This is a genomic window from Candidatus Pelagibacter sp. PS_23 (genome assembly GCF_059417905.1).
On record NZ_CM182071.1, the window covers coordinates 471,327 to 486,242 of the forward strand.

Consider the following 14,916-nt stretch of genomic DNA (forward strand, 5'->3'; position numbering starts at 1 on the left):
AAATGCTAGATAAAAAACAAATTGCTAATTTGCTACCTCATAGGGAGCCAATGTTACTAATTGATGAATTGCAAGATATTGAAAAACTATCTTCTGCCACAGCTATTGTTTATGTAAAAAAAGATAGTTTTTTTGTGCAAGGTCATTTTCCAGACAATCCTGTTATGCCAGGAGTTCTAATAGTTGAGGCTTTTGGTCAGGCTGCTGCAGCATTAACAGCTCATGGTTTAGATAAAAAAACATATGAAAATAAGCTAGTTTTTTTAATGGGTATAGAAAAAGCAAGATTTAGAAATCCTGTAATACCAGATTGTAAATTAGAATTAAAAATTCAAGCAATCAGAACCCACGGCAGGGTTTGGAAGTATAAAGGAGATGCCTTTGTTGATGGAAAAAAAATGGCTGATGCTCAATGGTCAGCTACTATTGTTGATAAGAAATAATCAGCAACAAATCTTGATAACACAGCTTAATTAGCTTTGGTAAAAAGGATTTGTGATTAATCCTTTTTTTATAAATTGTGGTCCATTTAAAATATCTGATATTACACAGTTAATAAATCTTAATGACCTTAATATTGATAATGATCAAGAAATTAATGATATTAAAGATCTACTTACATCAAAAAAAAATGACATTACTTTTTTTCATTCTAAGAAATATAAAAATTTTGCAAAAAATACCAAAGCCTCTTTTTGTTTAACAACTGAGATTTTAAAAGACGAATTACCAAAGAGCTGCACACCATTAATTGTTGAGAATGTTTTAGTTTCAACTTCTAAAGTTACATCAAAATTTTATCCCACTTCAATTAATGATAACTTTGATTATACAGCAAGAAATATAGCTGAAACAAAATTTAAAGATAAAGTAAAATGTGGAAAAAATGTTTTAATTGGTAATAATGTTACTCTTGGATCTAATTGCTTAATTGGTCATAATACTATTATTGAACAAAATGTTTCAATTGGTGATAATTGCTCAATAGGATCAAATGTTATTATAAGAAATACGTTAATTGATAATAACGTTACAGTTTTAGATAATTGCGTTATTGGTAAGCATGGGTTTGGTTTTTTTCCTATTAATGAAAAAAATTTAAGATATCCGCATATTGGAATTGTAATAATTGGTGAAAATTCTGAAATCGGGTGCGGTTGCACCATTGATAGAGGCTCTATGTCTAATACTGTTATTGGAAAAAATTCATTTTTAGATAATCAAATTCATATTGCTCATAATGTTAAAATTGGAGACAATTCAATTATAGCAGGGCAAGTAGGAATTGCTGGTAGCTCTATTATTGGCAATAACGTTCGAATTGGTGGACAAGCTGGGATTTCTGGTCATTTAACTATTGGCAATAATGTTGAAATAGCAGGTGGCAGTGGAGTGATAAAAGATATTAAAGATAATTCAAAAGTAATGGGATACCCTGCAAAAAATATTAGAGATTTTTTAAAAGATAATAAATGATACATAAAACAGCAATTATTGATCCAAAAGCTAAAATTAGTGCCAATGTTAGTATTGGAGCTTACACTTTAATAGGTCCCAATGTTGAAATAGGAGAAAATTCTATAATACAATCACATGTAAGCATTGTTGGACATACCAAAATTGGAATTAATAATAAGATCTATTCATTTGCATCAATTGGAAATGATCCTCAAGATTTAAAATTTGAAGGTGAAGAAACGAAGATTGAAATTGGTGACAACAATAAAATTAGAGAATATGTAACCATTAACCCCGGAACTGCTGGCGGTGGTGGAATAACTAAAGTAGGAAATAACTGTTTATTTATGGTTTCTTCACATATAGCACATGATTGTTTAGTCGAAGATAACGTTATTTTAGCTAACAACGTTCCTTTAGGAGGACATGCACATATAGAAAGTAATGTCATAATAGGAGGTAATTCAGCTGTACAGCAGTTTACTAGAGTTGGAAGGTCAGCAATGATAGGAGGAATGTGTGGAGTTGTAAGAGACGTCATACCCTACGGAATTGCTCATGGTAATCGAAGTGTATTACAAGGATTAAATTTAATAGGTTTAAGAAGAAAAAATATTCCAAATAAACAAATTTTAAATTTAAGTGATGCCTATAAAGAAATTTTTAAGGATGAGAATTTAACTCAAAATTTGATCAAACTAGATCAAGATTTTAAAAAGAATGAGCTTGTATTAGAGGTAGTGAATTTTTTAGAGAAAGATAAAAAAAGACCTATTTGTACACCATTTTCAAAATAAAATGATTGGACTATTTTTAGGAGATACAGATTTTTCAGAAGCTGTTCTTAAAAATATAAAAAAATTAAATAAAAGATATTTTATTATTGATTTTTCAAAAAATAATAAATTTAAAAACGATATAAACTCTAATCGAATAAGCATTGGTAAGTTTGGTAAAATAATAAATTTAATTAAAGAAAAAAAATCAAAAAAAGTTTTATTTGCAGGTAAAATTGCAAAACCAAAATTTTCAACATTAAGATTGGACCTTAAAGGTATTTACTATATGCCTAATATCTTAAAAGCAGCAAAGTTAGGTGATGCAGCAATTATTAAAGCTATAATAAAAATTTTAGATAATGAAAAAATAAAAGTTATTAGTTCTGTCTTTTTTAATCCTGAATTAACGGTTAAAAGAGGAAATTATACTAAATGGAAAGCTAATAGGAAGGACATCAACTCTATTAAAATGGGAATTACTTACTTTAATAAACTAAAAAGTCTAGACCATGTTCAAGCAATCATTGTTAAAAATAATACTATTCTAGCTATTGAAGACCAGCAGGGAACAAAGAAAATGTTATCAAAATTAAAGAAAAAATCTGAAGGAATATTGATTAAGCTACCTAAAAAAAAACAGGATTTAAGAATGGATTTACCAACTATTGGCCTTCAAACTCTGAAAGATTGTAAAAAATATGGCCTAAAAGGAATAGTATTAAGATCTAAAAAAAATATATTTTTAGATAAGGCCAAATGTATAGCATTTGCTAATAAAAATAAGATCTTTGTTAAGATTATATGAAAAAAATTTTTATTTTAACGGGTGAACCCTCTGGTGATAAATTAGCCTCAACAGTTATTTCTAAACTCAAAAAAAATAATCCAAATATTGAATATTTGTCAGTAGGAGGAACGCATATTAAAAAATTAGGAATTAAATCTATATTTGATCTCAAAGAGATTACATATCTTGGTTTTACTAGTGTGCTGTTTAATATCTTTAAAATTAAAAAAAAAATTAACAAAACTGTTGAGGAGATTATAAAATTTAATCCTGATATCTTATTTAGTGTTGATAGTCCTGATTTCACATTAAGAGTTGCTGAAAAAGTAAAAAATATCAATAACAACATAAAGACAATCCATTATGTTGCTCCACAGGTATGGGTTTGGAGAAAAAATAGAGTTAAAAAAATTAAAAAGTTTATTGATCATATACTTTTATTATTTAACTTCGAAAAAAAATATTTTGATGAAGAAAATATTAAAAACACTTTTGTTGGGCATCCCTTAATTGAAAAAAAAGATAATGTAGTTACATCATTAAATAATTTAATTTCTAAAGATAAAAAAATTATATCCTTATTTCCAGGCAGTAGAAAATCGGAAACGAGTGTTCTTTTGCCAATTTTATTAAATTTTATTAAATTAATGAACAAACAAAACCTTGATCATTTATTCGTTTTTCATGCAACAGACGAAAATAAAGAATTTATAGTCAATAAAGTAAAAAAAACTAATTTAGATAATATAGATATAATTTCAGATGAAGATATTAAAGATCAGGTTTTATCTAATTCAATCTTTGCGGTCTCTAAATCAGGTACAATTTCACTTCAAATTTCTAGTGCCAATATTCCTTCAATAATCATTTATAAATTAGGTTTTATAAATTTTATGATATTTAAATTGTTAGTTAATGTTAGATTTGCAAACATCATTAATATTATTAATGACAAGGAGGTAATACCTGAATTATTACAAAAAGAATGTAATGCTGAAGAGATATATAAAACTGTTACATATTTTCTTAAAAACCCAGAGTTAATTGAAAAACAATTAGTTGATTGTAAAAAAACTTTAGAGGGAATTAAGTCAAAATCTTCTTCATCAAGTGAAGCAGCTTTAATCTTAAATAATTATCTTGTTTCCTAATCTTCGTTCCACTTCTTCTTTCCCCAAAGAAATAATTATATCATACAAGCCAGGACCAAATTTTGATCCCGTTAAAGCAATTCTTAAGGGCTGACCTACACCTTTAAAATTAGTTTCATATCTTTTTATTAAATCGTTAATTATGGGTTCAAGTGTTTCTTTATTTAATGTATTTATTGAAATTAATTTTTCCTTAAACTCTTTTATGATACTTTTTGCTTTATCATCAATTAATTCTAAATCTTTATCTTCAAATTTCACATCATCAAAAATTATATATCTAGCATTATTAAATATATCTTCTAATGTTTTTGCTTTATTTTTAAGAAAGATTAATGAAGGTTTAATTTTTGTTTCTTTTTCAGGTTTAATTTTTTCCTTATAAATTTCACAATATTTTACAAGATGATCGTAAAGTTCATTTTCATTAATAGTTTTAATATAATGTTCATTCATTGATAATATTCTGCTCATATCTAGTTTTGATGGAGACTTACCAATTCCTTCTAAATTAAAGAGTTCAATGCTTTCTTTTAGTGTAAATATTTCTTTATCCTGATAAGACCAGCCTAATCTTAATAAGTAATTTCTTAAAGCATCGGGCATTATTCCTATTTTAGAGTAATCGTCCAATGTTGATGCATTGTCTCTTTTTGATAGTTTTTTTCCTTCAATAGTATGGATTAATGGAATATGTGCAAAATTAGGAAGATCCCAACTCATTGCTAAATATATTTGTATTTGTTTAAATGTATTAATTTTATGATCATCACCTCTAATTATATGTGTCATTTTCATTTGATGATCATCCACAGTAGCTGAAAGGTTGTATGTCGGCGTTCCATCATTTCTTAATATTATAAAATCCTCTATTGTAGTATTCTCAATTTCAACATCTCCTTGCACCAAATCTTTTAGTACTGAAGTTCCTTCAATTTTACTTTTAAATCTAATTACTGGTTTGATAATTGTAGGTGCATTAGTCTCTTGAAGATCTCTACATTTTCTATTGTAAACATAAGGAAGTTTTTTTTGTCTTGCTCGTTTTTTTTGCTCTTCTATTTCATCACTTGAACAATAACATTTATAAGCATGTCCATTTTTAAGCAGTTCATTAGCTACATTTACATGATCATTAATTTTAGTTGATTGAATGTATTCATCACCATCATGATCAATGCCAATCCATTTTAAAGACTTGATAATTTGAATTTTGTGTTCATCTTTAGATCTTTCCTTGTCTGTATCTTCAATTCTTAAATGAAAGGTCCCGTTTTTATTTTTAGAATATAGCCAATTGAATAAGGCAGTTCTTACACCACCAATATGAAGAGCTCCAGTAGGAGAGGGAGCAAATCTTGTTGCTACTTTTGACATCAATGATTTTTAGACTATTTTCTTAGAAGTTTCTATATAAAGATACAAGAACACCTTGAACTTTTACTCTATCTGGACCAAATATTTTGGTTTCATAGTTCCTATTAGCACTTTCAAGCGCTACAGTTTTTCCTTTTCTTCTAATTCTTTTCAACATTGCCTCGTGTTCATCTATTAAAGCTACTACAATTTTACCATTATCAGCAGTGTCAGATCTTTTTATGATAACAGTATCACCTTCATTAATACCAGCTTCAATCATTGAATCACCTTGAACTTTTAGACCAAAATATTGACCGTTTTTTTCAAGGTTGCTTGGAAGAGGTATACGAGAAACTTCATTTTGTATTGCCTCCACAGGTGTTCCTGCTGCTATACTACCTAATACAGGTATTTCCATTTCATTTAAGTTAGTATTTTCTGTATCTAGACCACCCTTGATAACACTAGGTGAAAAGCTATTGTAAATATCATTAGCAGAAGCTGTTTCAGGAAGTTTTATAACCTCTAAAGCTCTAGCTTTATGAGCTAACCTTCTAATAAAACCTCTTTCTTCTAAGGCACTTATTAATCTGTGTATTCCTGACTTAGACTTTAAATTTAAAGAATCTTTCATTTCTTCGTATGAAGGAGATACACCTGAGGCTCTCAACTTTTTGTTGATGAATAAAAGCAGGTTTTTTTGTTTTTTTGTTAGCATAAGAACAAATAAAGTACAAAATCTGTTCTACAAGTGTTCTTTTAATTTTGCAATAGCTAAAAAATGTTTAAAATAGGGGCTTATTTTACTAGAGAACGGAAAAAATAGAATTTTTATTTAAATTTTTTAAAAGTGATTCACCAATTAAAAAAGTTTTTATTTCTGTTTTGTTCTCTAAAGAAAGAAGTTCTTCCTTTGTTTTAATGCCGCTTTCAGAAATTAAAGGGGAGGAGTGATTACTTAAGACGTTATAGATATCATAAGTTGTATTAAGATCTGTTTTTAAAGTTTTAAGATTTCTATTATTTATTCCAATTAATGCTTCTTTAAAGTTAAGAGCTTTCTCAGCTTCCTCAATTGTATGCACCTCAACAATTATTGACATATTAAGTCTCATTGCTTCTTCATATAATTCATTAGCAAGGTCGTCAGAGACACCAGCTAATATAATTAATATTGCATCCGCACCATAACTTTTTGCAAGAGGTACTTGAAACTTATCAATAAAAAAATCTTTACATAAAACAGGTAAATTTATTTTTTCTTTCACTTTACTAATGTCACTTAGGCTGCCCAAAAAGAAATCTTCTTCAGTAAGAATTGATAAACATGTTGCTTTATTGTTATTGTAGATTTTTGCTATTTCTATAGGGTTATAATCATCAATTATAATACCAGCAGATGGGCTTGCCTTTTTTATTTCTGCAATTAGAGAGATTTTATTATTATCAATGTTGTTTTGAATTTTATCTTTAAAGTTAATAAATGATTTATTTTGATCTATTTGTTCATTTAAAAAATTTAATGAAATTGATTTTTTTAATAAATCAACTTTTTCAATTTTTTTTTTAATAATTTCCTCTAGTACATCTTTAGACATTTTGAATTTCCTTTAAGTCATTGTATGTTTTTCCTGACAATATATGTGTTCTTGCTTCGTTATAAGCATCAATAAAAATTGTATGTTTTTCTGAAACAATAAGGCCTGCAGCAGCATTTAAACAAACAGCCTTTGAAAAATCATTATCCTCACCTTTGAATATATCTAACATTTTATTTGCGTTAAATTTTGCATCATCACCAAGTAAATCTTCAAATTTATTTGCACCTATATTTAGTTTTATAGGATCAATTAATATTTCAGAAATTTTACCATCTTTTAATTGAACAACATTAGTTTTTGAATAGGGTGATATTTCATCTAATCCATCTTCACTATTTACAATCCAGGCAAATTTAATATCTAAATTATTCAAAGCATTAGCAAAAATTTTTAATAGTTTTTTATCAAAAACACCAATTACTTGCCTGTTAACTAGTGCAGGACTACTTAAGGGACCAATCATATTAAAAATTGTTCTTTTTCCTATTTTTTTTCGAGTAGGACCAACAAATCTCATTGCACTGTGATAGTTAGGTGCAAACATAAAACCAAAGTTATTTTTTTCAATTTGTTCCTCAATATTTTTAGGCTCTAAATCTATCTTTATATTTAAAGCTTCCAAAACATCTCCTGAACCACATTTAGAGGAAACAGCTTTATTGCCATGTTTTGCAACTTTTATCCCCATACTAGATAGAAGTAGTGCTGAAGCGGTTGAAATATTAAGTGTGTTCATACCGTCTCCACCCGTTCCACATGTATCAATACAGTCATTAACGTTAACTCTTTTAGATTTATCTCTTAAAACAAAAACCCCTCCAGCAATTTCATCTGAGCTCTCACCTTTAGATGAAAGTAGAGTTAAAAAATCAAATATCTCATCATCTGATGCTTTACCATCCATTAGTATTTCAAAAGCATTTTTGCTTTCAGCAAATGATAAGTCTTGTTTATCTTTTAATTTATCTATGAAAACTTTCATTTACTTTTGTAATTAATAAAATTTTTTAATATTTTAATTCCAATGGTAGTTTTTATACTTTCAGGGTGAAATTGAACACCGTGAATATTGTATTCTTTATGCATTATGCCCATTATAATTCCATCTTCAGTTTCTGCAGTAATTTCAAGATGATCAGATAACGTTTTTTTATCAACTATAAGACTGTGATACCTTGTAGCTTCAAATTTAGAGGGAAGATTTTTAAGTATACCTATTTTTTTTGATTTTATGGTGCTGGTCTTTCCATGCATTAATTTATTTGCTTGAATAATTTTTGAACCGAAAACTTGGCCAATAATTTGATGACCTAAACATACTCCAAGAATTGGTATTTTTCTATAAAGTGCTTTTACTATTTTAATACAATTTCCTGATTGATTTGGATTACCTGGTCCTGGTGATATAATAATTTTGTCATATTTAATTTTTAGTATTTGTGTATGGGTGATTTTATCATTTCTAACCACATCAACTTTAACGCCTAGTGATGATACATAGTGATATAAGTTAAATGTAAAACTATCATAGTTATCTATTAATAAAATTTTCATTATTTTAATGCATTCATTAAAGCTTTGGCTTTATTAACAGTTTCTTCGTATTCTTTAATTGGATTACTGTCAGCTACTATTCCTGCACCAGCTTGGACATAAAATTTTTTATTTTTTACAACAGCAGTTCTTAATGCAATGCATGTGTCAAACTCACCATTCGCAGAAAAATAACCTATACCCCCAGCATATACTTTTCTTTTAGTGGTTTCTAGCTCATCAATAATTTCCATAGCTCTAATTTTAGGTGCACCAGAAACAGTCCCTGCAGGAAATCCAGCAAGTAGTGATTTAAATTTTGAAATTTTATTATTATAAGCACCCATCACATTGGAAACTATATGCATTACATGAGAGTATTTCTCGATCATAAAACTATCTGTAACTTTAACAGTTCCTATTTTAGAAACTTTACCAGCATCATTTCTGCCCAAGTCAAGTAGCATCAAATGTTCAGAAAGTTCTTTTTTATCTTTAAGCAAATCTTTTGCAAAAAAGTTATCCTCTTTTAAATCTTTACCCCTAGGTCTAGTTCCAGCAATTGGTCTAACAGTAATCTTGTTATCTCTTAGTCTTACTAAAATTTCTGGACTAGCGCCTATAATTTGAAAATCATCAAAATTAAAAAAATACATAAATGGAGATGGGTTAGTAATTCTAAGTTTTTTATAAATTTCTAATGGTCTTTTAGACAATTTAGCTTCAAACCTTTGACTTAAGACGACTTGAAAAATATCTCCAATTTTTATGTATTTTTTAGCTTTGTTTACCATCTTTAAAAACTTATTTTTGGTTGTATTAGATTTAATTTTTATATTTTTGACAATGGCTTTATTAAAATCTTTTTTTTGGAGAGAAGCTTGAATTAATAATTCATTTATTTGTTTTTCAATTTCAAGGTATTTATTCTTATAGTTTGTAATTTTTTCATCCTTAAAGATATTAACAATATAAAAAATCTTTTTTTTCAAGTTATCGTGGACAACTAACACCCTTGGTCTTAAAAGCCTTACATCAGGTAGTTTTAAATCATCTCTACATTTGTTTGGAATTTTTTCTATGTATCTAATTGAATCATAAGAAAAATAACCAGAAATTAATGAACTAATAGGAGGAAGCCCTGATGGTATTTTAAATTTAAATTCTTCAATTATCTTTTCTATAATTTTTTCAGGTTTTCCTTTAATTCTTTTTTTAGTTTTGTTTGTAACTAAATATGAATTATTATTATTGAACTCCCAAATTTTATCAGGGTTTTTACCAAAAATAGTGTATCTACCTCTTATTTTTCCCTTTTCTACGGATTCAAAAACAAAACTATTTTTTTCTATAAGAAAATTATCTATTAGATTTAGGATTTCGTCATCATTTCTTATTTTCCTAGTGGTGTAGAGGATTTGATTTTTGTTTCTTTTATGTTGAAACTTAAAATCATTAAAGTTTCTGTTTAACATTATTTAAAATAATTTTTAACTCGCTCAAGTGTTTTTTCATTCACAACAACTTGGTATCTGTTATTTAAAAATAAATCATATGATTTTAAAATATTATTTTTACTTTGAGCTCCCTCTTCAGAAGATATTTTTCCAAAATTAGCAGAATTTTTGTTAATGTTTTTTTCTTCGTATTTTATAGTCTTTGCAATAAACACATCATTTTCATTGTTTGCAATTAATGTAAAAGAATTAATAGGAAGAGAATAGAGTATTTGAATTGAGTTTGTCTCAAATTTTTTAGTATCATTTATAGAATCTAGCTTAATTTCTTTTATATTGTTTTTACCAAACTCATCAAATGACACTTGATTGAATGTTTTTTTATTAATTTTTTCTAAAATATTTTTATTAAATTCTAACTTTTCTTTTTGAAATAGAAGATTTGTAATTTGTTCTTTAATTATAGGATTTTCAAGATCTGGCAATTTAGAGATTGAATTATTTATATTGTAAAAAATATAAGCACCATTATTTTCAAGAATTTCAATTTTATCTTCTCTTGAATTATAGATCATATTTTCTATTATTTTTTTATTATCAAGATTTATGTATGAGTTAACTTCGGTAGGGGAAATATCCAAATTTTTAACTATAGTTTTAAAGTCAATATTTTTTGATATTTGGTTTTCTATATCGTCAATTTTATCAAAAAATGCTTGATTAAAATCATCAATACCTAGTAAGTTTTTTGGGCTAATTTCAACAAAAGAGAAATCAATATAATCTTGTTTTAATTTTTCTGCATTTTCTTCAACGAAAAACTTAATATCGTTATCTGTAAACATTTCCTTTTTTTTATAAAAGGTACTTAGATCGATATATTCGATATCTAATTTTTTGTTATTTTCTTTATAAAATTTATTAATTAAAAATTCTGGTGATTTTGTTCCACCACTTATGTAGGTAAATAATTGTTTTTGAAGTTCATTATTTTTCAAGCGTATTTCAAACATGGCTGCAGAAGAATTATTTGTTAATAAAAATTTTTCATATAATGTTCTTTGAAATAATCCATTTTCATCATGGAAATTTTTATTATTTTTAATTTTTCTAATCAATACGTCTTCTGTGATTGAAAGATTAAGTTCTTCTATTTCAAGATCAAGAAGAGTCGTGGATACTAATGTAGATAAAAGTTCTTCTATAATATTTTTATCGATATTTTCTTTAATTACCTGTTGGCTTAATCCTGATTCATTTAAATAATCCATAAAATCTTGTGTAGAAATATTAGTATTATTTATCTTAGCTATGTTGTTTTGATTGCCAGTGCTAAATCCTCCACCAAAACCACCAAAACCAAAAGCTACTATAATTACAAAAATTAGTAGTAGACCACCAATTTTCTTTTTAGAAAAATTTTTAAAAGGATTTATCATTACTTCATTAATTTATTGATCTTTAAAATACCAAGCTATAGATTAAATTTTTCATTATGACAAATAAATATATGTATTTTGTAGCTAATTGGAAAATGTATGGGAATTTATCTTCTTTAAATACATTGGATAAAGTTATTAGATTTTCAAAATCTAAAGAAATAAAGGGAGGTAGATTAATTTACTGCCCTCCAAATACTTTAATAAGTTCTTTTGCTAAAAAATTTAATAATTGTCAAATTGGTATTGGTGGACAAAATTGTCATGAAAGCAAAGATTATGGTGCTCACACTGGCCATGTTAATTCCCGTATGTTAAAAAACATTGGTGCGCATTTTGTAATTATTGGTCATTCTGAAAATAGAAAACAAGGTGAGAGTGATAAACTAATTAATCTAAAAATAAAAAGTGCTCTCGAAGCTAAATTAAAAGTTATTTTTTGTATTGGTGAAACTTTAAGTGAAAAAAGAAAAAAAAAGACACGTTCAATTTTATCTAAACAAATTAAAATTGGTCTAAAAAATATTAAAAATAAATCTAATATTTTTATTGCTTATGAGCCTGTTTGGGCTATTGGCAGTGGCATTATACCAAAATCATATGATCTTTTTAAAACTATAGAATTTATTAAAAGTAAATTTAGAGATAAATTGCCAAAAGTTTTATATGGAGGTTCAGTCAACCCTGAAAATATTACAAACTTAAAAAAAATTAATAATATTGATGGTTTTTTGATTGGTGGTGCATCTCAAAGTGCTAAAAAATTTATTGATATAGTCAAAAAAACGTATAGTTAAGCCACATGGAAAATATTTTATTAGTGGTCAACTTAGTACTAGCAACAATACTTGTACTTTTGATACTTGTACAAAAATCAGAAGGTGGTGCTCTTGGCATAGGTGTCTCTCAGGATAATTTTATGCTTTCCAGATCTGCAGGTAATTTTATGGGGAAGGCTACTGCAGTAGTTGCAACTTTATTTATAATTTGTAGCTTAGCTTTAACAATTATATCTAGAGGTGAGTTAACACCTACTGAATCAGTTTTGGATATCATTGAAGAAAAGTCTAGTGATACACCTTCAATTCCTGAAAATAATTAAAAAATTAAAAAAAAGTTTAAGAAATAAATACTTTTTTCCCTTTAAAACCCCAAACTGGTCACTCAACCTTTATTAGAATATTTCTAATGATTTATAAAGAGTTCGTGTACCAAAAAATTATAAAAATTGTATTAATCTTAAGCCTTAGCTTGTTGGCTTCGTGCGCCAATAGAGGCCCATTGCCATTTTCTTTTGATTTTTTAAAGAAATCTGCTGATGAAGATATTGAAAAAATTTCAAAAATTAGAAAGCAAAATGAAATATTACAAAAAAACTTAGACATTGATTTATATACAGCGATCGCCCTTGCAATCGAAAATAACAAAGATTTAAAAGTAAAATTATTCGAAACCGCATTAGCGGACCGTCAATTGAAAGACGTAAAGTTTGACATGTTACCAACCATGTCAGCTAATGCAGGTTATTCTGGAAGTGACAATTATCAATCATCCACAAGTGCAACTGTTGGAAATAATGATATAGCAGCATCCAAAGGGTCTACATACTCTACATCACGAAATAGAGATGTTGTTGATCAAGATATAGGTTTTGCTTGGAACGCACTTGATTTTGGTTTGTCTTATATTAGAGCAGGACAAACAGGGGATCGTTTTTTAATTGCAAAAGAGATAGAAAAAAAATCAGCCAACAATATTGCAAAAGAAGTTATTCGATCTTATTGGAATGCTCTTTCTGCAGATAAGTTAATTCAAAAATACGATCCTTTAATTAAAAAAGTAAAAATAGCTTTAAGCGACTCTCAAAAAATAGAAGAGATGTTGCTACAAAAACCAATGGATGCACTTTTGTATCAAAAAGAATTGCTAGATATAAAGAGAGCTCTTATTACACAAAGACAAACTTTAATTAATTCTAAAATTGAATTAGGAACCTTAATGGGATTGTTGCCCAACCAAAGCTATAAATTAGTAGCAACCAATCAACCTATCAATATTTTAGACATGGATTTAAAAAACATGGAAAAACATGCTTTAGTTAGTAGAGCAGAGTTATTAGAAAATCGATATCAAGAAAGAATATCCGTTGCTGAAACTAAAGTTGGATTAAGATCTTTGTTACCTAATTTTAATATTAACGCAGCTTTCACAAGTTCTTCAAATGATTATTTACAAAATAAATCAAATTTTGAATTTGGTTCTTCAGTTGGCGCAAACTTATTAAATGTCTTTAGAGCACCATCGATTAAGAAAATGAATGAGGCAAATACAGAAATTATTAAAGAACAACGTCTTGCTTTATCTATGGCTATCTTATCACAAGTTCATTTAGCAAATATTGATTTTCAAATGAGCATGGAAGAATATGATACGGCTGAACGTTATTTAAAAGTTTCAACAAAAATTGCCGACCAAGTTCGAAACGCACAAAAAATTGCAAGATTTGGTGAGTTAGAATTAATTAGAGAAGAAGCGGGTACTCTTGTTGCTGAACTAAGAAGAGATATTTCATTCTCTAAAATGCAACATTCAATTGCACAAGTTTATACCTCAGTTGGAATTGATATTACCACCAGAGACACCATAGTAGGGGGAACGGAATTATTTGCATATGAAATTAAGAATAAATTTAGTGGTTTAGGTAAAAAATACATTGCAAAAGTAACAGAACCTATTCAAAAACAAAATCCAGTTGCTAAACAATTTGATGAAAATTATAAAAAATTTGAATTTTCAGATAAAACATTCAAACTTGAAGGTCAAGGTTCTGTACAATATTCGGCAAGATTAGGAAATGATCAACCATTACCTAGTTGGATAGATTTTTTACCAACGCAAAGAGCGTTTTTAATAGACTCGGTACTAAAAGGTGACATTCATGAAATAGAGCTCATTGTTAATGCAAAAAATATCAATTCTACAGTTGATGATCAATTTACTTTGATAGTGGATCCAATTTTAAAGAGCCAAAAAGATTTAGCAAAAATAATAGGTACCACATTAAAAGAAAAAGCTGAAATAGTTAAAGCTTCAGAAATCCAATAAATTAAGGAGATCTAATGAAGAAAATTACAAAGAATATTAAGGTTAAAGTTGCCTCGAATAAAAAAAAAGTTTCAGGAAACATATTGAATGCACCTAAAACGCACAAATTACCTCGTGTGGTTAAAGCAAGAGCAGGACAAACTATAACAGGTAAAATTGGAGGTATTAGAAAGACACCCAATAAATCAATTGCAAAACCAGGACAAACAATAACTGGTAAAATTAGACGAAGAACCAATTGACCCAA

The 14,916-nt window shown here is 27.6% G+C and carries 16 protein-coding genes; 9 read left to right on the forward strand and 7 right to left on the reverse strand.

Features of this window, described 5'->3' with window-relative positions:
• The first annotated feature begins 2 nt into the window (after window positions 1-2).
• From fabZ to lpxB, 5 genes are read left to right on the forward strand one after another with little or no spacing between them, the layout of a single operon-like run.
• Window positions 3-443 (forward strand): 3-hydroxyacyl-ACP dehydratase FabZ, encoded by a 441-nt coding sequence (fabZ, locus tag AC5SLY_RS02545; protein ID WP_006997006.1) that lies wholly within the window; start codon window positions 3-5, stop codon window positions 441-443.
• Window positions 444-495: 52 nt separating this feature from the next.
• The gene (gene lpxD / locus AC5SLY_RS02550; RefSeq protein ID WP_027306568.1) at window positions 496-1,476 is read left to right on the forward strand and encodes a UDP-3-O-(3-hydroxymyristoyl)glucosamine N-acyltransferase; all 981 of its coding nucleotides are present in this window, start codon (window positions 496-498) and stop codon (window positions 1,474-1,476) included.
• On the forward strand, window positions 1,473-2,255 hold the full coding sequence (gene lpxA, locus AC5SLY_RS02555) for an acyl-ACP--UDP-N-acetylglucosamine O-acyltransferase (RefSeq protein ID WP_494599051.1): 783 nt from the start codon (window positions 1,473-1,475) through the stop codon (window positions 2,253-2,255). Before lpxD ends, lpxA begins: the two co-directional genes overlap by 4 nt.
• 1 nt (window position 2,256) lies before the next feature.
• Complete coding sequence (gene lpxI / locus AC5SLY_RS02560; RefSeq protein WP_494599052.1) at window positions 2,257-3,042, forward strand: UDP-2,3-diacylglucosamine diphosphatase LpxI domain-containing protein; 786 nt, start codon at window positions 2,257-2,259, stop codon at window positions 3,040-3,042.
• Window positions 3,039-4,175, forward strand: coding sequence for a lipid-A-disaccharide synthase (gene lpxB, locus AC5SLY_RS02565; protein WP_494599054.1), 1,137 nt, complete (start codon window positions 3,039-3,041; stop codon window positions 4,173-4,175). Before lpxI ends, lpxB begins: the two co-directional genes overlap by 4 nt.
• Here lpxB and gltX read toward each other — a convergent pair.
• The 7 genes from gltX to AC5SLY_RS02600 form a co-directional block, all read right to left on the reverse strand.
• Window positions 4,152-5,552: a glutamate--tRNA ligase gene (gene gltX, locus AC5SLY_RS02570; protein WP_494599055.1), complete on the reverse strand. Its 1,401-nt coding sequence runs from the start codon at window positions 5,550-5,552 to the stop codon at window positions 4,152-4,154. The two genes, lpxB and gltX, sit on opposite strands and share 24 nt — an antisense overlap.
• A 22-nt stretch (window positions 5,553-5,574) precedes the next feature.
• Entirely contained in the window at window positions 5,575-6,252 is a 678-nt protein-coding gene (lexA, locus tag AC5SLY_RS02575) for a transcriptional repressor LexA (protein WP_006997000.1), read from the reverse strand.
• Between the two features lie 88 nt (window positions 6,253-6,340).
• Window positions 6,341-7,132 carry an indole-3-glycerol phosphate synthase TrpC gene (locus AC5SLY_RS02580; RefSeq protein ID WP_271480906.1) on the reverse strand — a complete coding sequence of 264 codons (792 nt, stop codon included), beginning with the start codon at window positions 7,130-7,132 and terminating at the stop codon, window positions 6,341-6,343.
• Window positions 7,125-8,117: an anthranilate phosphoribosyltransferase gene (gene trpD / locus AC5SLY_RS02585; RefSeq protein WP_494599056.1), complete on the reverse strand. Its 993-nt coding sequence runs from the start codon at window positions 8,115-8,117 to the stop codon at window positions 7,125-7,127. The genes AC5SLY_RS02580 and trpD overlap by 8 nt, the downstream gene beginning before the upstream one ends.
• A complete protein-coding gene (locus AC5SLY_RS02590; RefSeq protein ID WP_494599057.1) occupies window positions 8,114-8,689 on the reverse strand; it encodes an anthranilate synthase component II in 576 nt (191 codons plus the stop codon). Before AC5SLY_RS02590 ends, trpD begins: the two co-directional genes overlap by 4 nt.
• Window positions 8,689-10,143 (reverse strand): anthranilate synthase component I, encoded by a 1,455-nt coding sequence (trpE, locus tag AC5SLY_RS02595; RefSeq protein ID WP_027306561.1) that lies wholly within the window; start codon window positions 10,141-10,143, stop codon window positions 8,689-8,691. The genes AC5SLY_RS02590 and trpE overlap by 1 nt, the downstream gene beginning before the upstream one ends.
• Complete coding sequence (locus AC5SLY_RS02600) at window positions 10,143-11,564, reverse strand: SurA N-terminal domain-containing protein (protein ID WP_011282044.1); 1,422 nt, start codon at window positions 11,562-11,564, stop codon at window positions 10,143-10,145. The genes trpE and AC5SLY_RS02600 overlap by 1 nt, the downstream gene beginning before the upstream one ends.
• A gap of 56 nt (window positions 11,565-11,620) precedes the next feature.
• Between AC5SLY_RS02600 and AC5SLY_RS02605 the strand changes: the two genes are divergently transcribed.
• The 4 genes from AC5SLY_RS02605 (at window position 11,621) to AC5SLY_RS02620 (ending at window position 14,911) form a co-directional block, all read left to right on the forward strand.
• A complete protein-coding gene (locus AC5SLY_RS02605; RefSeq protein WP_006996994.1) occupies window positions 11,621-12,361 on the forward strand; it encodes a triose-phosphate isomerase in 741 nt (246 codons plus the stop codon).
• A gap of 5 nt (window positions 12,362-12,366) precedes the next feature.
• Window positions 12,367-12,666, forward strand: a complete 300-nt coding sequence (secG, locus tag AC5SLY_RS02610; protein WP_006996993.1) for a preprotein translocase subunit SecG — start codon at window positions 12,367-12,369, stop codon at window positions 12,664-12,666.
• 104 nt (window positions 12,667-12,770) lie between these two features.
• Window positions 12,771-14,669: a TolC family protein gene (locus AC5SLY_RS02615; protein WP_494599058.1), complete on the forward strand. Its 1,899-nt coding sequence runs from the start codon at window positions 12,771-12,773 to the stop codon at window positions 14,667-14,669.
• A gap of 14 nt (window positions 14,670-14,683) precedes the next feature.
• A complete protein-coding gene (locus AC5SLY_RS02620) occupies window positions 14,684-14,911 on the forward strand; it encodes a hypothetical protein (RefSeq protein WP_011282048.1) in 228 nt (75 codons plus the stop codon).
• Window positions 14,912-14,916: the final 5 nt, after the last annotated feature.

What these genes read in the sequence shown, in the direction of transcription:
- fabZ (WP_006997006.1), top strand. Translation starts at nt 3, where the DNA reads ATGCTAGATAAAAAACAAATTGCTAATTTGCTACCTCATAGGGAGCCA.
- lpxA (WP_494599051.1), top strand. Translation starts at nt 1,473, where the DNA reads ATGATACATAAAACAGCAATTATTGATCCAAAAGCTAAAATTAGTGCC.
- lpxI (WP_494599052.1), top strand. Translation starts at nt 2,257, where the DNA reads ATGATTGGACTATTTTTAGGAGATACAGATTTTTCAGAAGCTGTTCTT.
- lpxB (WP_494599054.1), top strand. Translation starts at nt 3,039, where the DNA reads ATGAAAAAAATTTTTATTTTAACGGGTGAACCCTCTGGTGATAAATTA.
- gltX (WP_494599055.1), bottom strand. Translation starts at nt 5,552, where the DNA reads ATGTCAAAAGTAGCAACAAGATTTGCTCCCTCTCCTACTGGAGCTCTT.
- lexA (WP_006997000.1), bottom strand. Translation starts at nt 6,252, where the DNA reads ATGCTAACAAAAAAACAAAAAAACCTGCTTTTATTCATCAACAAAAAG.
- AC5SLY_RS02580 (WP_271480906.1), bottom strand. Translation starts at nt 7,132, where the DNA reads ATGTCTAAAGATGTACTAGAGGAAATTATTAAAAAAAAAATTGAAAAA.
- trpD (WP_494599056.1), bottom strand. Translation starts at nt 8,117, where the DNA reads ATGAAAGTTTTCATAGATAAATTAAAAGATAAACAAGACTTATCATTT.
- AC5SLY_RS02590 (WP_494599057.1), bottom strand. Translation starts at nt 8,689, where the DNA reads ATGAAAATTTTATTAATAGATAACTATGATAGTTTTACATTTAACTTA.
- trpE (WP_027306561.1), bottom strand. Translation starts at nt 10,143, where the DNA reads ATGTTAAACAGAAACTTTAATGATTTTAAGTTTCAACATAAAAGAAAC.
- AC5SLY_RS02600 (WP_011282044.1), bottom strand. Translation starts at nt 11,564, where the DNA reads ATGATAAATCCTTTTAAAAATTTTTCTAAAAAGAAAATTGGTGGTCTA.
- AC5SLY_RS02605 (WP_006996994.1), top strand. Translation starts at nt 11,621, where the DNA reads ATGACAAATAAATATATGTATTTTGTAGCTAATTGGAAAATGTATGGG.
- secG (WP_006996993.1), top strand. Translation starts at nt 12,367, where the DNA reads ATGGAAAATATTTTATTAGTGGTCAACTTAGTACTAGCAACAATACTT.
- AC5SLY_RS02620 (WP_011282048.1), top strand. Translation starts at nt 14,684, where the DNA reads ATGAAGAAAATTACAAAGAATATTAAGGTTAAAGTTGCCTCGAATAAA.